The following is a 23,478-nucleotide window of genomic DNA, read 5'->3' as shown; positions in this document are numbered from 1 at the left end:
GCCGGTTCGCGCCGCTGGGCGGCCCGCATTGGGCATACTGCGGCCGTGCGTGCCTCACTCCGTCGCCCCGCCGTGCTGCTCGCCGCGGTGCTGACCGTGCTCCCGCTCCCCGGCTGCGGCCTGTTCGGCTCGGACCCGCAGCCGCAGGACGCCGCCAACCAGTTCGTGGCCGCCTTCGCAGGCGGTGACACCGCCTCCGCCTCGGCGCAGACCGACTCGGCCGAGTCGGCGAAGGCGCTGATGGACAAGGTGCGCGGTGCGCTCAAGCCGTCCACGGTGCTCGCCCAGGTGAGCCGGGTGGAGGCGGGCGACGGCACGGCGCGGGTGACCTACCAGCTCACCTGGGACCTGGGCCGGGGCCGGTTGTGGGCCTACGACTCGTTCTTCGAGCTGCGCAGGCACGACGACGCGTGGAAGGTGCACTGGGAGCCCGCGGTGCTGCACCCGAAGCTGGCCGCGCAGCAGACCCTGGCGGTGCAGGACGCCGACGCGCAGCTGGCGCCGGTGCTCGACCGCGACGGGGAGCCGGTGCTGCAGCCGGAGAAGGTCATCTCGGTGCTGTTCGAGCCCGCCAAGGCCGGTGACGCCAACGCGGTCGCTGGCGAGCTGGCCAAGGCGCTCTCGGGCATCGACGCCACGATCACCGCGGAGTCCATCCTCGACCTCGCCTCGAAGACCGACGGGCAGCCCTACCAGGTGGTGGCGCTGCGCGACGCGGACTACCAGAAGGTCCGGCCGCTGATCTACGAGCTGCCGGGGGTGCGGTTCACCTCGACGTTCCGGTTGCTGGCGGTGGACCGCAAGTTCGCCCCGACCCTGCTGCCCGCCATCCGCAAGGTCGTGGAGGAGCAGGTGCAGGGCAAGTCCGGGTGGCGGGTCTACACCGTCGACAGCGCGGGCGCCGAGGGGGAGGAGCTCTACGCGAAGGCAGCCGAGCCCGCGAAGGCGGTGCAGTTGGCCCTGAGCAAGAAGGCCCAGAACGCCGCGCAGGCCGCCATCGCCGGTGAGGCGACGCCGTCGATGATCGTGGCGATCCAGCCCTCCACCGGTGAGCTGCTCGCGGTGGCGCAGAACGACCCGGCCGACAAGGAGGGTGCGCTGGCGCTCACCGGCCGCTACCCGCCCGGCTCGACGTTCAAGATCGTGACGGCCGCCGAGGCGATCTCCTCCGGCAAGGCGACCGCGGAGACCCCGCTCGGCTGCCCGGGCACGACCGTGGTCGACGGCCGCGAGATCCCCAACAGCGGCAAGTTCGACAAGGGCGTCATCCCGCTGCGCAGCGCGTTCGCCTTCTCCTGCAACACCACCTTCGCCACACTGGCCCTGGCGATGGGCCCGGCCGACCTCACCGAGATGGCCAGGCGGCTGGGCCTGGGCGTGGACTACGTCGTGCCCGGGGTGACCACGATCACCGGGTCGGTGCCCCCGGCCAGCGGCAAGACCGAGCGCGCCGAGGACGGCTTCGGCCAGGGCAAGGTGGTCGCGAGCCCGTTCGGCATGGCCGTGGTCGCCGCGACGGTGGCCTCCGGCGCGGTGCCCAAGCCGGTGCTGGTGCGCGGCGTGGAGACCAAGTCCGACGCGGGCGGGGACCCGGTTCCCGCCGCCGTGCTCGACCCGGTGCGCGCGATGATGGCCGAGGTCGTCGCCAGCGGCACGGCCACCGCGCTCAAGCCCTACGGGGACGTGCGCGGCAAGACCGGGACCGCCCAGTTCGGCGACGGCACGCACTCACACGGGTGGTTCGTCGGCTACCGCGGCGATGTGGCGTTCGCGGTGCTGCTGACCGATGTCGGCCAGTCCGGGACCGCCGTGCAGGCGGCGGGCCGGTTCCTGGCCGCCCTGGGCTGATCCGGGGGTCGTAGGGTGGAGGGCATGTCCGTTCGTGCCCCGTTGACGCCCGGCGTGCAGACGCCCCGCCGGGTCGTGCCGTCCACCATCGTCCGGCCCGAGTACGTCGACCGCCCCGCGCCCGCGCGCAACACCGACCCGTGGGTCCAGCCGCCGGAGATCATCGAGGCCATGCGGGTCGCCGGGCGGATCGCCGCCCAGGCGCTGCGGGCGGGCGGCGAGGCCGTCAAGCCGGGCGCCACGACCGACGAGGTCGACGCGGTGGTGCACGAGTTCCTGCTCGACAACCGGGCGTACCCCTCGACGCTGGGCTACCGCGGCTTCCCGAAGTCCTGCTGCGTGTCGCTCAACGAGGTGATCTGCCACGGCATCCCGGACTCGACGGTGATCGAGGACGGCGACATCGTCAACATCGACGTGACCGCTTACATCGGCGGCGTGCACGGCGACACGAACGCCACCTTCCTCGCGGGCGAGGTGCGCGAGGAGGCGCGGCTGCTGGTCGAGCGCACGCACGAGGCGACCATGCGCGCCATCGCCGCGGTGCGCCCCGGCCGCGAGTTCAACGTCATCGGCCGGGTCATCGAGAAGTACGCCAAGCGCTTCGAGTACGGGGTGGTGCGCGCCTTCACCGGGCACGGCATCGCCCGCTCGTTCCACAGTGGACTGGTGGTGCTGCACTACGAGGACCTCACCGACCGGACCGTGATGGAACCGGGGATGACCTTCACCATCGAGCCGATGATCACCCTGGGCGGCATCGACTACGACATGTGGCCCGACGACTGGACCGCCACGACCCGGGACAAGTCCTGGACCGCGCAGTTCGAGCACACCCTGGTGGTCACCGACACCGGCTCGGAGATCCTCACCCTCCCGTAGCCGCCAGCGACCCGAGCAGGACCTCCAGCACCAGGGTCGCGACCGGCTCCGCGTCGGTCGCGACCGCCAGGTGGTGCAGGTCCGCGCCGCGCACCGGCCAACCGAGCCCGCGCGCGGCCTCGGCGTCGGCGGCGTGCTCGGCGGAGAGCTGGACGTACCCGGCCGCCCCGGTCCACAGCACGCTGGGCCGGTCCTCCTTGAGGAACACCAGCGGCACCTCGGGCGCCTCCTCGGCGATCTCGGCGCGCAGGTCCGCGTCGGCGATGGCGTCGAGCGGGTCGGTGTCGGACCACTTCGGCCAGCGCGGCAGCAGGTTGTCCCTGCCGCGCCCGCGCAGCTCGGCGTAGGCCTTCGGGTGGATCTCGCGCCAGCTCCGGCCAGGGGTGGGCAGGTCGGCGTCGAGGTAGAGCAGGCAGCGGACGTCGTCCTCGAGCTCCTCGGCGAACGCGGGCAGTTGCGGCCCGGCCGCCCCGTGCCCGACCAGCGCGATCGGGCCGGTGAGCGCGGCGTCGGACAGCGCGTCGGCGAACGCGCCGATCAGCCGCTGGTGCACGGGGGCGGCCGCGACACTGGGCAGCAGGTCGAGCACTACGGTGGGGTGGCCGAGCGCGGCGAGCGCGTCGGCCAGCGGTCGGAGACTTGCCGGACCCAGGTACGGGCTGTGCACCAACACTGCGGTGACCGCTGAGACGGGCATAACCGAAGATGATTGCAGGCTGGCGGGAGCGACGGGGAGGGGGACGCGGTGCCGGGTGCGCTGTTGGTCGCCGGGACGACCTCCGACGCCGGGAAGAGCGTCCTGGTCGCGGGTCTGTGCCGGTGGTTGCTGCGGCAGGGCGTGCGGGTCGCGCCGTTCAAGGCGCAGAACATGTCCAACAACTCGATGGTCACCTTCGACGGCGGTGAGATCGGCCGCGCCCAGGCCGTCCAAGCGGCGGCGTGCGGCCTCGAACCCAGCGTCAGGTTCAACCCGGTGCTGCTCAAGCCGGGCTCCGATCGCACGTCCCAGGTTGTCGTTCTCGGCAAGCCCACCGGCTTCGCTTCCGCCTTGTCCTACCGGGACCGCAAAGCCGAGCTGATGCAGACAGTCCTGACGACGCTCGCGAGCTTGCGTGAGGACTTCGAGGTGGTCGTGTGTGAGGGGGCAGGCTCGCCCACCGAGATCAACCTTCGCGCCAACGACATCGCCAACATGGGCCTGGCGCGTGCGGCAGACCTGCCGGTGCTCGTTGTCGGAGACATCGACCGCGGCGGCGTCTTCGCGCACCTCTACGGCACGCTCGCCTTGCTAGATGCCGCGGATCAGGCGCTTATCGCTGGGTTCGTCATCAACAAGTTCCGCGGCGACCCTGCCTTGCTGGAGCCGGGCCTGCGTCAACTGCGCGACTTGACCGGCCGCGACGTGCTCGGCGTACTGCCATGGCGCGAGGAACTCTGGCTAGATGCGGAGGATTCGCTCTCTTACGCCGCCGACGGAGTGGTGGGACGGCCCGCGCCTCCGCTGGGCTCCCAGTGGCTGAGGGTCGCGGTCGTCCGGCTTCCCCGGATCTCCAACGCGACCGACGTGGAGGCCTTGGCGTGTGAGCCGGGGGTGTCGGTCCGGTTCGTCACCGAGCCGTCCCGGTTGGCCGACGCGGACGTAGTTGTCCTACCCGGCTCGAAGTCGACCGTGGACGACCTGGCGTGGTTGCGCCGCACCGGTTTGGCCGACGCTGTGGTCGCCCACGCGGAGAAGGGCCTACCGGTGCTCGGCGTGTGTGGCGGCTTCCAGATGCTGTCCCGGCAGATAGACGACCGGGTCGAATCAGGCGCCGGGATCGTCGAGGGACTAAGACTGGTGGATGTGGATGTCGAGTTCGCCCGGGAGAAGACCCTCGCCCGGCCAACCGGCGTCGTCTTCGGTGAGCCCGCCGTTGGCTATGAGATCCACCACGGTCGCGTCTCGCGGCGGGGTGACGTCCCGGGACTGGTCGATCTCCCGGACGGCGACGTGGAGGGTGCCGTGGTGGGCTCGGTCCTGGGGACCCACTGGCACGGCCTGCTGGAGAACGACGCCGCGCGCCGGGCCTTCCTGCGCTGGGCGGCCGACCGCGCGGGCCGCGACGGCTTCCGGCCCGCCGCGACCGTCGACTTCGCCGCGGCGCGGCAGGCGCAACTCGACCTCCTCGGCGACCTGGTGGCCGAGCACCTCGACACCGGTGCCGTGCGCCGGTTGATCGACACCGGTGCCCCCACCGGCCTGCGCACCCTGCCGCCGGGGGCCTGAGGTGGGACTAGTCGGTGTCCAGGTCGGCGATGAGCTCGTCGAGGAACCCGCCAGCCTCGGCGGCGGCGCGGTCGCTGTCGCGGTCGCGGATCGCCGACAGCAGCCGCTGGTGGTCGACGGTGGCCAGGTTGGGCTTGGTGCTCACGGTCGAGGCGACCGAGGCGCGCACGACCTCGGTGAGGCCCTGGTAGAGCTCGGCCAGCAGCGGGTTGTGCGAGCAGCGCACCACCGCGAGGTGGAACGCCGCGTCCTGGTCGATGCCGACCTCGTAGTCGCGGGCGGACATCGAGTGGTCGCGGGCGTCGAGCAGCTCGGTCAGCTCGGTGAGCTCCTCGTCGCTGCGGTGCGCCGCGGCGAGCCGGGCGCCCTCGACCTCCAGCGTGCGCCGGACCTGCAGCACGTCGCGCAGCTCGGTGCCCGCCAGCCTGCGCACCGCGCCGGAGAACTCGCTGGTGGCGCGCACGAAGGTGCCGTCGCCCTGGCGGACCTCCAGCAGGCCCGCGTGCGAGAGCGCGCGGACCGCCTCGCGGACGGTGTTGCGGCCCACGCCCAGCGCGGTGACCAGCTCGGGCTCGGTGGGGATGCGCTCGCCGACCTTCCACTCCGCGCTGGTGATCGCCGCGCGCATCTGCTCGATCACCTGGTCGACGAGGCCGGAACGCCGGGTAGTGGCCAACGGCACAGCGCCATCCTTTCAGCCAAACATCCTATGTTTGTGATACTCGACCCGTGACGCTCCACCGCAGGCGCAGCGCCGAGGACGTCAAGATTGCCACGCCGACCCCGCCGCGTGGGGCACAGTCGGCGCACCCGACCTCAAACAGTGCCCGCACGGCTCTGGTCGGCACACCGTTGCTGATCATCGGGGTCGCTCTCGCGGCGGTGAACCTACGACCCGCTGTCACCAGTCTCGCATCTCTGCTGGAGCAGGTGCGCGGGTCCGTCGGCGCGAGCCACGCCTGGGCCAGCGCGCTCACCGCGCTCCCGGTCGTCTGCTTCGGCGCCGCTGGCGTCCTGGCACCCAGGCTGAACAGGCGCTTCGGCATCGCCAGGGCCGTCGGCTGGGCGTTGGCACTGCTCACCACCGGACTCGTGATTCGCGTGCTCGATGGACCTGCCGTGGTCCTCGGCGGCACCCTGCTCGCTTGCGCGGGCATCGCCCTGGGCAACGTGCTGCTCCCCGTTGTGATCAAGCAGTCTTATCCCCACCGGCTGGGCATGGTGACGGGCATCTACATGGGCGCCCTGTCCGGAGGTGGCGCTATCGGCGCCGCGTTGACCCCGCCGCTCAACAGCGCACTCGGCGATTGGCGGTTGGCCCTGGGAGCGTGGGCGCTCCTCGCGGTCGCCGCCGTCGTGCTGTGGAGCGCGGCGGCCCGGCACGCGGACCACGTCGCCGCCGAAGCACCGAAGCCGCGCCGGTCGCTGCTGCGCAACCGGCTGGCGTGGACGGTGACGATCTTCTTCGGCCTCCAGGCGCTGGTCGCCTACGTGATCATGGGCTGGCTGCCGGAGATGCTCGTCGAGGCGGGCGTCGACCGCGCCACCGCGGGCCTCTACCTGGGGATCTGCACCCTGTTCGGGGTCCCGACCGGACTGCTGTTCCCGCCGCTCGCGGTCCGCATGCGGTCGCAGTCGGCGCTCATCTCCAGCCTCACCGCCGTCGGCGGCCTCGGTCTGGTCGGCCTGCTGGTCGCTCCCGCGGCGGCGCCGCTGGCCTGGAGCCTGCTCGCGGGTGTGGGCATGGGCGTGTTCTCGCTGGCCATCACCGTGCTCGCGCTGCGCACCGAGGACCCGGCCGACACCGCCGCGCTCTCGGCCATGGCCCAGTCCCTCGGCTACCTGATCGCCGCGTGCGGGCCGTTCCTGTTCGGGCTGCTGCGCGGCATCACCGGCGACTGGTCGGCGTCGCTGGTGCTGGTGCTGGCCGTCACCGCGGCGCAGACCGTGGTGGGCTGGGCCGCGGGCAGGCCCCGCACGGTCTAGCGCGAGCGGTGATCAGAACAGGTTGAGCAGGGCGTTCTCCACGACCTCCGGCATGCCGGGGTGGATCCAGTACTGCCCGCGCGCCATCTCCCGGGCGTCCAGGCCGAAGCTCATCGCCTGGATGATCGGCTGCAGCAGCGTCGGCGCCTGCGGGCCGATGATGTGCGCGCCCAGGATCCGCGCGGTGTCCGGGTCGGCGATGATCTTCGCGAAGCCGGTCTCGTCCTCCATCGCCCAGCCGTAGGCGATCCCGCCGAAGGTCTGCGTCGCCGCGACCCAGCGGATGCCCCGCCGCTCGGCCTCCTGCTCGGTGATCCCGACCGCGGCGATCTGCGGCGAGCTGAACACCGCGTGCGGGACGAACCGGTGGTCCGCTGCGCGCAGGTCCTGCGGGTGCAGCAGGTTGTGCTGCACGATCCGGGCCTCGTGGTTGGCGACGTGCTTGAGCTCGAACGGCGAGCTGATGTCGCCCAGCGCCCACACCCCCTCGGCGGAGGTGCGCTGGAACTCGTCGACGACCACGTGCCCGCTCGGCGCGACCGCGATCCCGGCCGCCGCGACGTCGAGCTGGTCGGAGTTGGGGGTGCGACCGGTCGCGACCAGCAGCAGGTCGCCGTCGGCGGTCTCCGCGCCGCCCGGGCCCTCCAGGTGCAGCCGGATCCCGCCGTCGTGCCGCTCGACCCGCAGCGCCTTGCGGTCCAGCCGGACGTCCCAGCGCTGCTGGGCGAGCTCGGTGAACCGCTGGCTGACGTCGCGGTCCTCGGCCCGCAGCAGGGCGCCGGAGCGCGCGATCACGGTCACCTCGACGCCGAAGGCGGAGAACACGTGCGCGAACTCGGCCGCCACGAACCCGCTGCCCAGGATCACCAGCCGCCGGGGCAGCTCATCGATGCGCATGATCGTGTCGCTGGTGTGGAAGTCGACCTCGTGGATGCCCTCGACCTCGGGCACCACCGCGCGACCACCCGCGGCCAGCACCACCTGGTCACCGGTGATCGTCTCGGCGGGGGAGCCGTCGTTGGGGGTGATCTCCAGCGTCCGCTCGCCGGTGAACCGGGCGTTCCCGGCGTACACGGTCACGTTGGCGTTGTCCGGGTGCTGGACCCGGTACTGCTGCCCGCCCGCGGCGATCGGGTCGATCCGGCCGAAGATCCGGTCCCGCACGTCGGTCCAGCGCACCCCGTCGAGCGTGGTGTCCACGCCCAGGCGCGCCGAGTGCCCCGGCACCGCGGCCAGGTCGGCGGCGTGCACGAACATCTTCGTCGGGATGCAGCCGACGTTGAGGCACGTGCCGCCGAACACCCCGCGCTCGACCAGCGCCACGCGCTTGTCGGCGAACCGCGGGTCGAGCAGCGAGTTGCCGGAGCCGGTCCCGATGATCACCAGGTCGTAGTGGGCCACGAACCCATCCAACCGCATCGGGACCGGCCGTGTTCCCGGCGGCGGGGTCGGGCCGGGGTCAGTGCGCGAAGGTGGGCGCGATGACCGCTCGGGCCAGGGTGTGGAAGGCCAGGTTGAAGCTGACCACCGCCGGGCTGGAGTCCTGGTCCACGTCCAGTTCCTCGACGTCGACCGCGTGCACGACGAAGTAGTACCGGTGCACCTGGTCGCCCTGCGGCGGGGCGGCGCCGCCGTAGTCGCGGGACCCGAAGTCGGTCCGCACGTGGAAGGCACCCCCGGGCAGGCCGTCGTCGCCTGAGCCCGCGCCCTGGGGGAGCTCGGTGGTGTTCGCGGGGAGGTTGACCGCGGCCCAGTGCCAGAACCCGCCGGGGATCGGGGCGTCGGGGTCGAAGCAGGTGACGACGAAGCTCTTGGTGCCGTCGGGAGCGCCGTCCCAGGCCAGCTGGGGCGAGACGTTCTCCCCGCCCGCCGAGCCGTGCGCGTACCGGGTGCTCAGCGGTTCCCCGTCGCGCACGTCGGTTGAGGTCAGGGTGAACGAGCCCACCTGGGGCAGCAGCTCGTAGGGGTCGGGCGCGACCGGGCGGTCCAGGCTCATCGGGTTCCTCGCAACCAGTGGGGGTGATCGTCCCGGCCAACCTAGCCGGGCCGGTTCTCGATCGCCTGTGGACGAACTCCGCCAAACGGACCGCGGACGGGCCTACTGTGGGGGTTGACACCCGGGGAGGAATGACCAGTGACCGACAACACCGAGCACGAGGTATCGCGCTCGACCAGCCGCGTGCGGTTCCCGCGGATCAGCCCGAGGGCCTACGAGCACCCGGCCGACCGCGGCGCCATGGCGACCCTGCGCGCCGTGCCCGGCCTGGCCGAGGTGCTCAAGACCGTCGCGGGCCTGTTCAGCGAGCGCGGCGAGCGGCTGATGGCCCTCGCCTCGGCGATCCGGGTCGGTGAGAAGCAGTACCCGAAGATCAACCAGCTGCGGCTGGAGTCGGCCGAGGTGCTCGACCTCGACACCCCGCCGAACCTGTTCATCCAGCGCAGCCCGCACGCCAACGCGATGGCCATCGGCATCGACGAGCCGTTCATCGTGGTCACCTCCGGGCTGGTCGAGGCGATCGACTCGGAGAGCCTGCGCTGGGTCATCGGCCACGAGATGGGCCACGTGCTCTCCGGCCACGCGGTGCTGCGCACCATCCTGCTGCGGCTGCGCAACATGCAGCAGACGATGGCGTTGCTGCCGCCGGGCGCGCTGGCGCTGCGGGCCATCCTCGCCGCGCTCAACGAGTGGTTCCGCAAGGCGGAGCTCACCGCGGACCGCGCGGGCCTGCTAGTGGGCCAGGACCCGGCCGCCGCCCTGCGCACCCACCTCTACCTGGCGGGCTCCACCGACCTCACGCAGATCGACATCCCGTCGTTCCTGCAACAGGCCAAGGAGTACGAGGAGGTGGACGACATCCGCGACAGCATCCACAAGCTGCGCAACGTCGAGGGCATGAGCCACCCGTTCTCGGTCGTGCGCGCCGCGCAGCTGCAGCGCTGGGCCGCCTCCGACGAGTACCGCGAGATCCTCACCGGCCAGTACCTGCGCCGCGACGACGACGCCCCCACCAGCAACCTCGGCGACGACCTGCGCTCGGCGGCCAAGTCCTACAAGGACTCGTTCACCAACTCGACCGATCCGCTGGTCAGCCTGCTCAACACGGTCGGCTCCACGATCTCGGACACGGCGGGCAAGGTCTTCAGCAAGTTCGGCGCGCGACCGGACAACAGCGCGGCCAACTAGGGGCTCGGGCGTTGGCTGTGTAGCCGTGCGGTGGGCTCGATGGGGCAGGTATCCCGTGTGGCCGCGGGTGGTTGGGAGTGCGGTTGGCTCGATGGGGCGAACTTGTTTTGCGCGGGGCCCCTACGACACCCGTGGCAGGTCCGCACAGCAGGGGCCGAAAAGACTGGCCCTGCCGCGAGGAAACGCTACGGGTGTCGCTCCACCCACGCAAAACAAGTCCGCCCCATCGAGCAAGAACAGGGGTGGAGTTGGCGGGGGTGAGGGTGGGGGCGTGGCGCTGAGCACGGCTGCCCCATCGAGCAGGAGCAGGAGCAGGTTGGGGCGGGGTTGGTGGTGGGGGTGGTGCAGGTCCCATCGAGCAGGGGCTGTGGCGACCTGCTCAAAACCGTCTCGTGGACCGATGGCACCAGAGGCTTCCGCGAGCGGCGGTCGGGGTGAGGCCGCGTCGTCGGTGGTCGGGCTTAGGAGCGCGTCCGGCGGGGGCGGTGTTGCCACCAGCCGATCGCGGTCGCGGCCAACACCATGAGGGTTGCCGCGCCGGTGGCTACCGCCGCTGCCACGCCGGTTTGCTCCCAGTTCGGGGCCGGGTAGGGGAACCCGACCGCGAACCACAGCAGCCACACGGCGAGGAACAACCACCGCCTGCCGGTCTTCGGGGTCGTCTTCGTGCTGGTCACCACCGGTCCTCCTGAGTGCTCAGGTCGCTGTGCGTCACCATCGGTGCGGCGCGCGGTGTCCGCCGCGCGCGGCGTCGAGCTGGGCGAACACCGTTGGGGCATCTGGCCGATCCCGGTGTCGCGGGTGCAGCACGCGGTCCATTCCAGGGTCGCCCGTCCTGTGCGCAGCGTTACACGTCCCGGCTGGTGGTGATCACCCGCGCGGGGCGTACATGATCACCGCGACCCCGCTGAGGCACAGCGCGGCGCCCAGCAGGTCCCAGCGGTCGGGGCGGAACCCGTCGAGCGCGACGGCCCAGGCTAGGGAGCCCGCGATGAAGACCCCGCCGTAGGCCGCCAGGATCCGGCCGAAGTGCGCGTCGGGCTGCAGGGTGGCCACGAACCCGTACGCCCCGAGGGCGAGGACCCCGCCTGCGATCCACAGCCAGCCCCGGTCCTCGCGCACGCCCTGCCACACCAGCCACGACCCGCCTATCTCGGCGAGGGCGGCCACCGCGAACAGCGCCGCCGAGCGCAGCACGGCTCAGCCCCCGGTCGCGCTGAAGTGCTGGCGGTCCACCGGCGAGGTCCAGGTGCCGCCCCAGGTCCAGCCGATCGCGGTGAACGCGCGGACGACGGCGTCACCAGCGAAGACCATGCCCGGGCGGCGGTTCGATCTGTCCACATAGGACGAAGCGAGTTCCGGGAGCACCAATTTTCCCTTGGTGTAGGGGTTGCAGAAGGGGTTGATGTCGATCGCCAGGCCGGAGGCGTGCGCGGACCAGGTGGTCCCGGTGCGCACCGCGCGGCAGACGAACGAGCCGGTGTTGTTGCCGTCGCCGGTGGGCGCGAGGTCCAGTTCGGACCGGGCGGTCACCCGCATCTCCTCGAGCGGGAACTGTTGCGCGAACAGCGTCTCGAACACCCGGGTCACGTCCTGGGCGACCGTGGCGTTGACCAGCATCTCCCCGGTGTGCGGCTTCCCGTCGAACCCCCAGAACGACATCGTCAGGTACCGCAACTGCGCGAGCGCCACCGGGCATCCGGCGTGCCAGGTGCTGCGCCGCGCCACCGCGTCCGGCACCGGCGAGACCGTCGCCGCGTAGCGCCCGCCCGTGGGCGGCGGCAGGAGGTCGGCCGTCGGCAGCGACCGGTTCGCCAGCACGGCCGGTGTCGGCAGGATCTTCCCGAACCCGTCCGGCCCCAGCGGCAGCGGCGTCGCCCCGACCACCCACACTGGCGGCTGGGTCGTCGGTGGCTGGGTCGTGGTCAGGGGTGCCGCGGTGGTCGCCGCGGGCGGGCTTGTGGTCGTCGCGGGCGCGGTTGATCGCGTCGTGCTGGGCGGTGGGGGTGTCGCCGGGGCGGAGGCCGCGCGTTGCTGCTCGGGGGTCACGCACGCGGTGGTGGTGAGCAGCAGGCCGAGCGGGAGGCACAGCGCGGTGAGGAAGCGACGCACGCCACCAGCATGCCGTACCCGGGAAGTTCCACCCGTTCGAGCGACAGCGCAGAGTAACCGTTCGCCGACGATTTGACCTACCGTGTCGACCCTGGCCCACATCCCCGCCGACAGGAGACAACCCCCATGGCGCGATACGTCCGCCGCGTCCTCGGTGCCCTGGCCGCCCTGGCGATCATCGCCGCGGTGGTCCTCGGCCAGTTCTTCCGCGCCGAGGCGGGCCAGCAGATCGTCGGCGGGCAGCGCGCCGCCATCGCCGACCACCCGTACGTGGTCTACCTGGCCACCGCCGACGGCTTCCAGTTCTGCGGCGGCACCCTGGTCACCCGGGACAAGGTCGTCACCGCCGCGCACTGCGCCCGGGCCTACCCCCGCGACCGGGTCCGCGTGGTCGCCGGGCGCGAGGACAAGGCGAGCACCGACGGCACCACCGTCGAGGTCAAGGACATCTGGGTGCACCCCGACTACCGCGATGTCACCCTGGGTGATGACGTGGCTGTGCTCACCCTCGCCCAGCGGGTGACCTACCGCCCGCTGCCGCTGGCCGCCGACTGGGCCCAGTACGCCGCCGACCGCCCCGCCACCATCCTCGGCTGGGGCCGCGTCGCCGAGACCGGCCCGGCCTCCCGCTACCTGCTCGGCGCCGAGGTCCGCATGGTCGACGACACCGAGTGCGCCGCCGACTACGACAGCTTCCGCAGCACGCCGATGGTCTGCGCGGGCCTGCCCGAAGGCGGCATCGACACCTGCCAAGGCGACTCCGGCGGCCCCCTGGTCGTCGACGGCAGACTGGTCGGCATCGCCTCGTGGGGCCAGGGCTGCGCCGAGGCGGGCAAGCCGGGCGTGTACACCCGCGTCTCGACCTACGTGGACCTGATCAGCGACCACCTGTGATATCCACGCCCCCGTGACCCTGCACATCGTCCCCGGCCCCGCCCTGACCCCCGTTGACCTCTACGCCCTCCTGCGGCTGCGGGTCGATGTGTTCGTGGTGGAGCAGGAATGCCCCTATCCGGAGCTCGATGGGCGCGATCTGCTCCCCGACACGGTGCACGTGTGGTGGCAGCCGGAGTCTGTTCCCTTGGCCTGCCTACGAGTCCTGGGCGCACCCGGCGGCGAACGGCGAATCGGCCGAGTGTGCACGGCTGCAGATGCACGGGGTACCGGGCTGGGCAGCCATCTCATGACTGCCGCATTGGAGATCGTCGGAGCGGACGAGAGCGTGCTGGACGCACAGCTGCATGCACAGTCGCTTTATGCGCGGCATGGGTATGAGGTTGAGGGAGAACCGTTCGACGAAGACGGAATCCTGCATGTTCGAATGCGCCGAGCAGGGTGCTGACGGCTGATCGTACTGAGGGCTGTCCACAACGTCTTCTTTTGTCCACAGGCTGTGGTCGCTGCTGCCGGTTTGTCGGTGTCTCTCGGTAAGCTGTATATCGGGGGCTCTCGGTTCAGTTGATCTTGCGGTGGGCGGTTGTGGTGGTTGGTTATCCACAACGCCTTCTGCTGTCCACAGGATCCGGTTGCTGGTCTCGTTCTGTCGGGCGTTCTCGGTAGGCTGTATATCGGGGGCTCTTGGTGTAGATGATCTTGCGGAAGCGTTCTGTGGCGGGTGGTTGTCCACAACGGTTCCGTTTGTCCACAGGGCGTTGTTCACTGCTCCCGGGTTGTCGGTGCTGCGCGGTAAGCTGTGTATTTGGGGGCTTTCGATCAGGTTGATCTTGACGTCAGCCGTTGCTGGGGGTGCGGGGCAAGGGATTCGGGCCTCCGCCTTCGGCTCCGGTGAACGGCTCGCCTTCGGCATTGCATCTGATCCGCGATTTTCGAGCTTTGCTCGATGCGGTGGACCTGTTTTGCGCGGGGCCCCTACGACACCCGTGGCAGAACCGCAAAGCAGGGGCCGAAAAGACTGGCCCTGCCGCGCGGAAACGCTACGGGTGCCGTCCCCCCACACAAAACAGGTCCACCCCATCGAGCAGTTGGCACCAGCGAGTCCGACTGTCCAGGTGCTGGGAAAGTGGGTTGAGGCGGACCTGACGGGGGGCCAGTTGGCACCGCAGGGTCCGAGTGTCCAGGGGCTGGGTTGGCAGGGCCGACGAGAGCGGGCTGAGATAGCGCCGCAGCTTCCGAGTGTCCGGGGCTGGCCAGGTGGGTTGGGGCGGACTGACGGCAGGCGGGTTGGCGCCGGAGGCTTCCGGGTGGGGGAAACTACTTGGGTGCGCAGCGGGTGATTACGTCTACTGCTCGGTCGATGTCGCCCTCGGTCAGGTCGGCGCGGGCTGTCAGCCTCAGTCGGGAGATTGAGTCCGGGACTGAGGGTGGGCGGAAGCAGCCGACCCAGACGCCTGCGGCTCGGCAGTCGTTGGACCAAGTGAGTGCCGCGTCCGGTGATGGCGCTCGGACGGAGACCACGGCCGCGCTTGGGTCGCTTACCGAGAGTCCGGCGGCGGAGAGGCGTTCTGCGAGGGTCATTGCCACGGTCAGGGCGCGCTCGGCCCTCTCCGGCTCCTCCTTCAAGACGTTCAACGCCGACAATGCTGCTGCCACGCTGCTGGGCGCCAAGCCCGTGTCGAAGATGAAACTGCGTGCGTTCTCCACCAAGTGCCGAATCACGCGGCGCGGACCGAGAACCGCGCCCCCCTGTGCCCCAAGCGATTTCGACAGCGTCACCGTAGTGACCACGTCCGGGTCGCTGGAGAGTCCCGCAGCGGACACCGCTCCTCGGCCGCCTTCGCCGAGGACGCCTAGGCCGTGGGCGTCGTCGACGATGAGGGCGGCGTTGTTTTCCCGGCATGCGGCGGCGAGTTCCGCGAGTGGGGCGAGGTCACCGTCCACACTGAACACCGAGTCGGTGACGTACACGGCTCGGTCGGTTCGGCGGGTGGACAGGGCGCGGGCCGCTGCGGCTGGGTCGTTGTGGCCGACCACGGCGACCTCGGCGCGGGAGAGCCTGCAGCCGTCGATGAGGGAGGCGTGGATGTGGGAGTCGGTGACGATGGAGCAGTTCTTGCCGGACAGGGCGGTGACCGCGCCCAGGTTCGCGGCGAAGCCGGAGGAGAACACCAGTGCCGCCTGCGTGCCGCAGAAGCGGGCCAGGTCGAACTCCAGTTCGCTGTGCAACTCCGTCGTCCCGGTGACCAGGCGCGAGCCGGTCGCCCCCGCGCCCCAGCGCAGGGTGGCGGCCGCGGCGGCCCCGGCGACGCGCTTGTCCCTGGCCAGGCCCAGGTAGTCGTTGCCAGCGAGGTCGAGCAGGTCCGAGTCGTACCTGCGCGGCCGCAACTGCCTGCTCAGGCCCGCCTTGCGGCGGTCGTCGGCGTGGCCGTCGAGCCAGTCGAACACCTGGTTGGCGGGGTTGGGGGCGTCGCTCACGGGCACGAGTCTGACACCGGGCCAGGCGCGCGGGTGGGTGGGGTGAGTAGGCACCGGCTCGGGTGGGCGGGGGCGGGGGCACGCGGGCAGGACGATACGGTCGGGGAATGCGTGGCGCCGTGAGTTTCGTGGGAGCTGGACCGGGTGCGGCCGACCTCATCACCCTGCGCGGTGCGGCCCGGATCGCCGAGGCCGACCTGGTGCTCTACACGCCGAGCGCGGTGGACCCGCTGTGGCTGCGCGAGCACACCAGGGCCGACGCCGACCTGGTCGACCACGCCCGGCTCGGGACCGACGAGCTCGCCGAGCGCTACCGCGGGCTGGCGAGCAGGCACCAGAAGGCGGTCCTGCTGATCGCCGGTGACCCCGCGCACTGCGCTGACCTGCGCGAACAGCGGGAGCTGTGCGTCAAGATCGGCCTCGACGTCGAGGTGGTGCCCGGGGTGTCGCCGGTGTCGGCGGCGGTGGCGGCCACCGGGAACTCGCTCACCGAGACCGCGGGCGCCGACACCGCGATCATCACCGACGCGGCCACCGAGGCCGACTTCGAGCGCATCCGCGACCTCGCCGCCGACGGTCGCACCCTCGCCGTGCACGCCCCCGCCGCGCGGGCCGCGGAATTGGCCGAGGCGTTGACCGCAGCCGGGTTGGACCCGCAGGTGCCCGTGGTGGTGGCGCACAAGGTGAGCTGGGCGGACGAGAAGGTGCTGCGGACCACCATCGGTGAGCTCGTGGCCGAGGTGAAGCGCGCCAACCTGTGGCGGCACGCGCTGTTCCTGGTCGGAGACGTGCTGCGGCAGGCGAAGCCGAGGGCCGGGTACGCGCCGCGGTCGGTGGCGGGGGAGCAGGGCAAGCGGTGGACGTCGCGGTCGTGGCGGTCCGCGGGCTCCTGGTCGCGCAAGACCGACACCGGCGCCCCCGACACAGAGACCCCCGACGCCGAGAACCCCGACACGGAGAACACCGGGATCACCGACAGCCCCGGCGTGCCCGAGCAGACCCGCCCCGAGCCGGTCGAGGCAGTCGTTCCCGAGCCGAAGCCGGTGGTCAAGCGCACCGCCGCGGCCAGGAAGCAGCCGCCGAAGACCGCCCGGGCGACCGCGCGCCGCACCACGAAGAAGTGAGTGCTCTTCGCGAGCGTGGTCGAATGTCGCCATGACGGTGACCCTGTTAGGCGGCTCGTGGTCGGCACTCGACGATGAGCTGACAACCGTTCTGGACGCCGCGGACCTCGTCGTCGGTCCCAAGGCGCTGCTGGCCGGTTACACCGGTTCGGCGCGGGTGATCGAGACGACCGGCCCGCTAGCCGAGTCGACTGTGGACGCTCTGGCCGCCGCCGGGTCCGCGGTCGTGGTGACCACAGGTGATCCGGGGTTCTTCGGCGATCTGCGAGCGCTCAGGGAGCGCGGTGTCGCCGTGCTCGTGCGGCCCGGTCCGACCGACGTGCAGCGCATGGCCGCCCTGCTGCGCCGCCCGTGGGACGACATCACCGTGGTCAGCGCCCGCGGCCGCGACTTCCGCCGCGCCGTGAACGTCTGCCGCGCCCGCCCGGCCGTCGCCGTGCTCACCGCGCCGGGGGCCGGGCCCGCCGAACTGGCCGCGCAGCTGTCCGGGTGGCGCCGCCAGATCGCCGTGCTCGAGGACCTCGGCGGCACCGAGGAGTTGTCCATTGTGGACCTCGAAGCGGCCGGGGAGCGGACCTGGCGGGAGCCGAACCTGGTGCTCTGCCTGGCCGTCGCCGAATCGGTCGGGCTGGCGTCGTGGGTCGCCTGCGGTGAACCCGTTCCCCCGCGGGGCGGTTGGGCGCTGGGCGAAAGCGCTTTCGCCACCCGCGCGGGCGTCGGGACCTCGCCGGAGGTCCGCGCGGTCGCGCTGGCCCGCCTGGCGCCGCGCCCCGGTTCCCTGGTGTGGGACGTGTGCGCGGGCTCCGGTGCCATCGGCATCGAGGCCGCCCGCCTAGGGGCCGCGGTGATCGCCGTGGAGGCCGATCCCGGTCTCTGCGTCCGCATCGTCGCCAACGCCGCCGCGCACGACGTCGAACTCCGCCTGGCCGACGACGAACCCCTCGACCGGCTGCCCCGCCCGGACTCGATCTTCCTGGCCGACGCCCGCCCGGACCTGGTCCGCGCCTGCGCGGGCGCCGGTGCCGACCGGGTCGTCGTCCTGGTCGCCGAACTCGACCGCGTCACCGACACCCGGCGGTCCCTGGCCGGTGCGGGCTACCAGGTGGACGGCTGCCAGTTCAGCACCGCCGCCCTGGTCCCCGGTCACGACAGCACAACGCTCGCGCCCGCCGCCTCCGCCTTCCTCCTGTGGGCCACCCGCTGACGCAATACACAGAATTGCGAACTGGTCCACGACCGGCCCGCAAAACCCGGTTCCGGTTCCCGGCGCGACGATGATCGTCGACCGGGTGGTGGTCCCGGTGGCCGAATGGACGCGCCCACCCCCCATCGGTATTAGGCCGAATGCGTGAATGTATCGCCAAAGGTGCTGGTGAACCGAATGTGGGACGAATTCGCCCGCGTTGTCACACGCCGATCTGGACCCGTTGTCCGCCAACGGAGAGCGTTGCTGCAGGTGGCGGGGGTCGCCCGTACTGGGAGCGCTCTCCCGGCAACCGTTTCACTACGGAAGGGGCACAACGCGGCAGTAGACCAATAGGATTCGGCGCAGGGGTCCGTGAGGAGCGGAGAACTTGTGAACACTGCGCGAACTGTTCGGTTGTCCCGGCGCTCGGTGCTGTTGGCCGGGGCCGGGCTGGGCGCTGGGCTGGTGGCGGGTTGCCAGCAGGCCGGGCCGACGGCGTCCCCACCGGAGAACGTGCTGCAGACCAAGGCTCCCACCTCCGAGGTGGCACCGGTCGTCACCGGTCGCAACCTCTCGGCCGGTCGCTACCGCGAGGTGGACATCGTCATCATCCGCCCCGAGGGCGTGCCGCCGGAGCCGATCCCGGTGTGCATCGCGTTGCACGGCGGCCTGGGCGGGGCGAAGGTGTTCCTCGACTACGGCGTGCCGCAGGTGTTGACCCAGATCGTGAAGGACGGCGCGCAGCCGTTCGCGATCGTCGCGGTCGAGGGCGGCAACTGGATCGGCAACAAGGACGACGACCCGCACCGCATGCTCAACGAGGACCTGCCCGGCTGGTTGACCTACCACGACCTGGCGAGCACGCCGTTCTCCGTCGTCGGGTTCGGCGAGGGCGGTGCCGCGGCGCTCAACCAGGGCCGTTCCCCCGGGTTCCAGGCGGTCGCCGCGATCAGCCCGATGCTGTTCGCCTCCTGGGACGCCGCGCAGCGCACCAACATGTTCGACAACCAGGCGCGCTGGGAGCGGCTGGAACCGTTGCGCCACACCATGGAGCTGGGCAAGACCCCGATCGGCCTGTGGTGCGGCACCGAGGACGCCGCCCGGTTGGACCTGACCAAGCAGTTGGCGCAGAAGGTCAAGGCGGTCAAGACCTCCTTCGGGCCCGGCGGGAGCGACGACGCGTACTTCCGCGCGGCCATCCCCGATGCGCTGAAGTTCGTCGCGGGCTACCTGTAGCCTTTTTCGGGCGGCACGCTAAAGACCGCCGCCGACGACCTGGGGACCAGCGATGACCGACCGACCCGACCAGCCCGAGCCGCAGCACCCGTCGATCCCCGAGCCGAGGCGCACCGACCACACCGGTGCGATCCAGTTGGGCATCGTGGCGCTGCGCCCACTGCACCTGCCGGACTTCGTCGGCGGCATGTTCGGGGCGCTGCGGCGCAACGCGGGCGCCTTGCTCGGGGTGTCCTTCGGGGTGTCCCTCGCCGCGGAACTGCTGCGCAGGCTGCTGCTCACGCTGTTCGTCGGTGACCTGCCGCCGCTCGACACCCTGTCGGGCAAGCAGTTGGTCTGGGCGGACTTCAGCCCGTACCTCGCCGACCTCGTGATCACCGCGGCGACCCTGGGCCTGTTCACCCTGCTGCTGGTCGCCGTGGTCAACGTGGTCGTGCCGCGGGCGGTGTTCGGCCACACGACCAGCGCCAGGCACGCCCTCGGCGAGGCCGGGCCCACCCTGGGCCGGTTGATCGCGACCGCCGCCCTCTTGGTGGTCATCTTCACCGCGCTGATCGCCGTCGCCGTCCTCCCGGTGGCCGCCGCGGGCGCGGGCGGGATCCTCATCTCGATCCCCGCCCTGGTCGGCCTCGTCTACCTGTCCATCGCCTTCACCTTCGCCCGCGCGATCGCCGTCGTCGAGGGCCTGGGGCCCAGCGCGGCCCTGGACCGCTCGCGCAAACTCGTCCACGCCGTCGGCTGGTGGCGCTTGGCGGGCATCACCGCGCTGGTCGGCTTCGTGCTCGGCCTGATCACCGTGGTGGTCAACACCCTCTTCGCCCGGATCAGCGGCGACAGCGTGATCGGCGAGATCCTGGCCGTCGTGCTGGCGGGCACCTTCACCGGCGCGGTCAGCCTCACCATCGAGAGCCTCCTGTACGTCGACTACCGGGCCCGTTCCGAAGGCATCGACGGCCTCTGGCTCAAGGCGGGCTGACCCGCGCGGGCGCCGATCGTGACTGGGGTGTGATCCGGCGCGTCACGCCCGTCACACTGTCGGGCGGCGATTGCCGGTGCGGCCCGGGTGACCAGGCATGCTGTCCCGCATGGCAGTTGAGCAGCACTACCTGGCCGGTCTGGACCTGGCAGGCCGCCGGGTCGTCGTCGTCGGTGGGGGGACGGTGGCGCAGCGGCGCTTGCCCCGCTTGGTGCGCAGCGGCGCGGCGATCGAGGTGGTGTCCCCGGAGGTGACGCCGTCGGTCGAGGCGATGGCGGACGCGGGCGAGATCACTTGGCACAAGAGGGTCTTCCAGGCGGGGGATCTCTCGGACGCTTGGTACGTGTTGTGCTGCACCTCGGACACTGCGGTGAACGCCACGGTGGCTGAAGAGGCCGAGAAGACGCGCGTGTTCTGTGTCCGTGCGGACGCCGGTAGCGCCGGTAGCGCTGTCACACCTGCCACTGGTGACCACGACGGCCTTCTTGTAGGCGTACTCGCGGGCGGGGAGCACCAGCGTTCCGCGGCCATCCGCGACGGCCTCCTCGACGCACTGCGGGAAGGCCGGATCGAGGACCAGGAGCGGGAGCCCGCCGGGGTGGCGCTGGTCGGTGGTGGCCCGGGTGACCCCGAGCTGATCACCGTGCGCGGACGGCGGTTGTTGGCCCGCGCGGACGTGGTGATCGCCGACCGCCTAGGGCCAAGGGATCTGCTCGACGAGTTGGCGCCCTCGGTCACCGTCATCGACGCAGCCAAGATTCCTTACGGGCGCGCAGCGAGTCAGGACGCCATCAACGACGCTTTGGTCGAGCACGCCAAGGCGGGCAAGTTCGTGGTGCGGCTCAAGGGCGGCGATCCTTACGTGTTCGGGCGTGGGTTCGAGGAAGTGATCGCCTGCGCTAAGGCAGGTGTGCCTGTCACGGTCGTGCCGGGCGTGACCTCGGCTTTCGCCGTCCCCGCTGTCGCCGACGTTCCCGTCACACACCGGGGAGTCGCGCACGAGGTCGTTGTCGTTTCAGGGCACATCGGCCCTGACGACCCCAACACCCTCACCGACTGGGCGGCGCTGGCGCGGCTCGGTGGCACCATCGTCGTGATGATGGGCGTGGACAAGCTCGCGGCCATCGCCAAGGCCCTGATCAGCGGCGGTAGGTCCGCCGACACCCCGGTAGCGGTGATCCAGGAAGGCACCACCCGATCTCAACGGGTCCTGCGCTCCACTATGGACCGAGTGGCCGATGACCTGGTCGCGGCCGGGATCCGACCCCCCGCGGTCACGGTCATCGGAGAGGTGGCCGGACTTATTAGCGCGCTCGCTTAAGACAACAATCAGTACCCGTACTGCGTCGACTACGGATTGTTCCGCGTATGTCCGGACGGTGATGGTGAGGGTCCGCAGACCCAGAGGAGATCCCCACCGTGGCCTACGCGATCGACCCGTTCCTCAGCCCTAGCACCAGCCCGGGCGACTTCACCCTGTCCGTGGAGCCCCTCACGCTCCGCGTGGGGCGGCCTGGTGGCGCCACCGCCATCATCGCGACGAAGGCGGGAGCCGAGGCCCACACGTTGACCCTGGCGGTCACCGGGCTGCCCTGCGGGGCGATCGCCACGTTCGAGCCGAAGGTGGTCGACGCGGGCCGCTCGACCCGGTTGAGCATCGCGATCCCGGAGAAGGCGAGCCCGGGGGTCTACCCGGTCACCGTGCACGCCACGGCCGCGAACGGCATGACGGCACGGGCGTACCTGTCACTGACCGTCGACGACGCGTCGACGCACAGTGGCATCAAGGTGCGCTTAGCGCCCGAGGAGTCGACCACCCAACCCGGTTTCCTGACCCAGACGCGCGTCACCGTCTCCACGGACGAGCCCGTGGAGCTCAGCGTTGACGGCGTCCCGCCGGGGACCCGGGCCACGTTCAGCCCGGCGCGGTTGCCCGTCGGCGGCGGCGCCTGCACCCTCTGGATCTTCACCAGCCCGTCCGCCGCGCCCGGCGCGTACCCCATCGTCGTGTCGGCGCGGGGTGCGCACGGGCGCGTCGGCGAGGCCATCTTCGCCCTGACCATCACCGGGTGGGACCGGCCCTAGAGCCGGTCCCCGGTCCTGTGACCGGCTAGTCCGGCCACTCCCACCGCACGCAGAGGATCCCGGGACCGAAGTCCAGGGCCACCGCGTGCGCCTTGCCGTCCAGGGTGACGTCCAGCTTGCGCCGGTTGGTCACCTGGTCGTCCATGTCGACGGTGTACTGCTCCAGGTACGCGGGTAGCGCTCTGGGGTCGAAGCGCAGTTCGAGGACGAACTCGCGCACCGGTCCCGGGAACTTGCGGCAGTAGCTGTCGTCGCCGCGCGAGTACGGCGGTCCCGGGTGCCGCAGCGCGTAGTCCACGATCGTCGTCTCGCCCCGGTTGAGCGGCTGGTCGAGCAGGATCTCCCCTGCCAGCAGCCCCGCGGTGGGGTCTTGGGCGACCCGGCCGATGCGACAGGTGTCCCCCGCGACGATCTCGGGGAACGGCCTGCCCGGCACTTCAAGGTCGTAGACCAACAGCGTGCGATCGGCCCCGTCCCGCTCGGCGCGGAATACCTGGCGGATGTTGAGGGCCTTCTCGCCGCGGTCGACGGCGATCTCCATCTTGTCGTGCTGGCTGATCTTGGTCAGCGCGCTGTCCGTGGTGAAGTCGATGCGCTTGAGCAGGTGCGAGACCGGCTCGCTGTTGCCCCACAGCGCCTCGACGGTCAGCCGGGAGGACTCCCGGTTGACCCGCCCGCGCGGCCGCGGCGGGCCGAGCAGGGCGATCAGCGAGCCGGTGGGCACCCCGAGGACGTCCTCCAGATGGCCGAGCGCGGCCAGCGACTCCGCCCGCTCGGGCCTGCGCCGCCCGGACTGCCAGTAGCTCAGCGCGGTGACGCTGATGGACACGCCGCGGGCCCGCAGCCGGTACTGGATCCGGTCGAGGCTCAGGCCGCTGGCCTGGATCGCCGACCGCAACGCCGTGGGGAACGCGTCGGCCGCCAGCGACTCGGGCTGCTCGGCTGTCAACGCATGGCGGACACTCCCGTTCTGGTGAAGCTCACGAACTGGCTCGCGGGTGATACCGCTACCCATGTTCACTCCCTGGGTTACCCCTTACGCCCTGACGGTCACATTACGTCTTAGGGGCCCCGCTGGGTAGCGTCAGTGTTAATTCATGGGTAACCGGATCACTCCTGGGGGTCACCGGATAGCCTTAATGGCGCCGGTGCTATACCGCCGAACGGTCCATGAGAACCCTCCATAGGGTGCACCGGGACCGTTCCCGTTCCCATATGGCC

Annotated in this window: 22 protein-coding genes; 13 read left to right on the top strand and 9 right to left on the bottom strand. The window is 71.2% G+C overall.

Features of this window, described 5'->3' with window-relative positions:
* Positions 1-45 precede the first annotated feature (45 nt).
* Both LV75_RS31255 and map read left to right on the top strand, forming a co-directional pair.
* On the top strand, positions 46-1,848 hold the full coding sequence (locus LV75_RS31255; RefSeq protein ID WP_253890962.1) for a penicillin-binding transpeptidase domain-containing protein: 1,803 nt from the start codon (positions 46-48) through the stop codon (positions 1,846-1,848).
* A gap of 24 nt (positions 1,849-1,872) precedes the next feature.
* A complete protein-coding gene (map, locus tag LV75_RS31250; RefSeq protein WP_253890961.1) occupies positions 1,873-2,730 on the top strand; it encodes a type I methionyl aminopeptidase in 858 nt (285 codons plus the stop codon).
* Here the strand turns inward: map and LV75_RS31245 are convergent.
* Positions 2,717-3,427, bottom strand: a complete 711-nt coding sequence (locus tag LV75_RS31245) for a hypothetical protein (protein ID WP_253890960.1) — start codon at positions 3,425-3,427, stop codon at positions 2,717-2,719. The genes map and LV75_RS31245 overlap by 14 nt on opposite strands.
* A 48-nt stretch (positions 3,428-3,475) precedes the next feature.
* Here LV75_RS31245 and LV75_RS31240 point away from each other — a divergent pair, with 48 nt between their 5' ends.
* Positions 3,476-4,996, top strand: a complete 1,521-nt coding sequence (locus tag LV75_RS31240) for a cobyric acid synthase (RefSeq protein ID WP_253890959.1) — start codon at positions 3,476-3,478, stop codon at positions 4,994-4,996.
* 7 nt (positions 4,997-5,003) lie between these two features.
* On the opposite strand, the gene LV75_RS31235 is transcribed toward LV75_RS31240, so the two are convergent.
* Positions 5,004-5,678, bottom strand: a complete 675-nt coding sequence (locus LV75_RS31235) for a FadR/GntR family transcriptional regulator (RefSeq protein ID WP_253890958.1) — start codon at positions 5,676-5,678, stop codon at positions 5,004-5,006.
* A 47-nt stretch (positions 5,679-5,725) separates the two neighbouring features.
* On the opposite strand from LV75_RS31235, the gene LV75_RS31230 reads away from it, so the two are divergent.
* Positions 5,726-6,982, top strand: coding sequence for a CynX/NimT family MFS transporter (locus LV75_RS31230; RefSeq protein WP_253890957.1), 1,257 nt, complete (start codon positions 5,726-5,728; stop codon positions 6,980-6,982).
* Between the two features lie 12 nt (positions 6,983-6,994).
* Here LV75_RS31230 and LV75_RS31225 read toward each other — a convergent pair whose 3' ends face one another.
* Together LV75_RS31225 and LV75_RS31220 are read right to left on the bottom strand one after the other, a co-directional pair.
* The gene (locus LV75_RS31225) at positions 6,995-8,383 is read right to left on the bottom strand and encodes a mycothione reductase (RefSeq protein WP_253890956.1); all 1,389 of its coding nucleotides are present in this window, start codon (positions 8,381-8,383) and stop codon (positions 6,995-6,997) included.
* A gap of 58 nt (positions 8,384-8,441) precedes the next feature.
* Entirely contained in the window at positions 8,442-8,978 is a 537-nt protein-coding gene (locus tag LV75_RS31220; RefSeq protein ID WP_253890955.1) for a YbhB/YbcL family Raf kinase inhibitor-like protein, read from the bottom strand.
* Between the two features lie 138 nt (positions 8,979-9,116).
* Between LV75_RS31220 and LV75_RS31215 the strand changes: the two genes are divergently transcribed.
* Positions 9,117-10,166, top strand: coding sequence for a M48 family metallopeptidase (locus LV75_RS31215; RefSeq protein WP_253890954.1), 1,050 nt, complete (start codon positions 9,117-9,119; stop codon positions 10,164-10,166).
* A gap of 461 nt (positions 10,167-10,627) precedes the next feature.
* On the opposite strand, the gene LV75_RS31210 is transcribed toward LV75_RS31215, so the two are convergent.
* The 3 genes from LV75_RS31210 to LV75_RS31200 all read right to left on the bottom strand — a co-directional run bounded on the left by LV75_RS31210 (position 10,628) and on the right by LV75_RS31200 (position 12,278).
* Positions 10,628-10,843: a hypothetical protein gene (locus tag LV75_RS31210; RefSeq protein ID WP_253890953.1), complete on the bottom strand. Its 216-nt coding sequence runs from the start codon at positions 10,841-10,843 to the stop codon at positions 10,628-10,630.
* Between the two features lie 193 nt (positions 10,844-11,036).
* Complete coding sequence (locus LV75_RS31205) at positions 11,037-11,363, bottom strand: YnfA family protein (protein WP_253890952.1); 327 nt, start codon at positions 11,361-11,363, stop codon at positions 11,037-11,039.
* A 3-nt stretch (positions 11,364-11,366) separates the two neighbouring features.
* The gene (locus tag LV75_RS31200; RefSeq protein ID WP_253890951.1) at positions 11,367-12,278 is read right to left on the bottom strand and encodes a M15 family metallopeptidase; all 912 of its coding nucleotides are present in this window, start codon (positions 12,276-12,278) and stop codon (positions 11,367-11,369) included.
* A 126-nt stretch (positions 12,279-12,404) separates the two neighbouring features.
* On the opposite strand from LV75_RS31200, the gene LV75_RS31195 reads away from it, so the two are divergent.
* Together LV75_RS31195 and LV75_RS31190 are read left to right on the top strand one after the other, a co-directional pair.
* A complete protein-coding gene (locus LV75_RS31195) occupies positions 12,405-13,172 on the top strand; it encodes a S1 family peptidase (protein ID WP_253890950.1) in 768 nt (255 codons plus the stop codon).
* 13 nt (positions 13,173-13,185) lie between these two features.
* Positions 13,186-13,620 (top strand): GNAT family N-acetyltransferase, encoded by a 435-nt coding sequence (locus LV75_RS31190; protein WP_253890949.1) that lies wholly within the window; start codon positions 13,186-13,188, stop codon positions 13,618-13,620.
* An 869-nt stretch (positions 13,621-14,489) separates the two neighbouring features.
* Here LV75_RS31190 and LV75_RS31185 read toward each other — a convergent pair.
* The gene (locus LV75_RS31185) at positions 14,490-15,650 is read right to left on the bottom strand and encodes an 8-amino-7-oxononanoate synthase (RefSeq protein ID WP_253890948.1); all 1,161 of its coding nucleotides are present in this window, start codon (positions 15,648-15,650) and stop codon (positions 14,490-14,492) included.
* Between the two features lie 119 nt (positions 15,651-15,769).
* Here LV75_RS31185 and LV75_RS31180 point away from each other — a divergent pair, with 119 nt between their 5' ends.
* From LV75_RS31180 to LV75_RS31155, 6 genes are all read left to right on the top strand, one after another.
* Entirely contained in the window at positions 15,770-16,774 is a 1,005-nt protein-coding gene (locus LV75_RS31180) for a cobalt-precorrin-4/precorrin-4 C(11)-methyltransferase (RefSeq protein WP_253890947.1), read from the top strand.
* A gap of 31 nt (positions 16,775-16,805) precedes the next feature.
* Positions 16,806-17,978 (top strand): bifunctional cobalt-precorrin-7 (C(5))-methyltransferase/cobalt-precorrin-6B (C(15))-methyltransferase, encoded by a 1,173-nt coding sequence (locus LV75_RS31175; protein WP_253890946.1) that lies wholly within the window; start codon positions 16,806-16,808, stop codon positions 17,976-17,978.
* Positions 17,979-18,350: 372 nt separating this feature from the next.
* On the top strand, positions 18,351-19,196 hold the full coding sequence (locus tag LV75_RS31170; protein WP_253890945.1) for an alpha/beta hydrolase: 846 nt from the start codon (positions 18,351-18,353) through the stop codon (positions 19,194-19,196).
* A 52-nt stretch (positions 19,197-19,248) separates the two neighbouring features.
* Positions 19,249-20,172: a hypothetical protein gene (locus LV75_RS31165; RefSeq protein WP_253890944.1), complete on the top strand. Its 924-nt coding sequence runs from the start codon at positions 19,249-19,251 to the stop codon at positions 20,170-20,172.
* A 109-nt stretch (positions 20,173-20,281) separates the two neighbouring features.
* Positions 20,282-21,493, top strand: a complete 1,212-nt coding sequence (cobA, locus tag LV75_RS31160; RefSeq protein WP_253890943.1) for a uroporphyrinogen-III C-methyltransferase — start codon at positions 20,282-20,284, stop codon at positions 21,491-21,493.
* Positions 21,494-21,591: 98 nt separating this feature from the next.
* A complete protein-coding gene (locus LV75_RS31155; RefSeq protein ID WP_253890942.1) occupies positions 21,592-22,257 on the top strand; it encodes a COG1470 family protein in 666 nt (221 codons plus the stop codon).
* Between the two features lie 25 nt (positions 22,258-22,282).
* On the opposite strand, the gene LV75_RS31150 is transcribed toward LV75_RS31155, so the two are convergent.
* Entirely contained in the window at positions 22,283-23,272 is a 990-nt protein-coding gene (locus LV75_RS31150) for a helix-turn-helix domain-containing protein (RefSeq protein WP_253890941.1), read from the bottom strand.
* Between the last annotated feature and the right edge of the window lie 206 nt (positions 23,273-23,478).

Source organism: Actinokineospora diospyrosa, assembly GCF_024171925.1.
Taxonomy (GTDB): domain Bacteria; phylum Actinomycetota; class Actinomycetes; order Mycobacteriales; family Pseudonocardiaceae; genus Actinokineospora; species Actinokineospora diospyrosa.
This window is presented reverse-complemented; position numbering and strand designations above follow the sequence as displayed.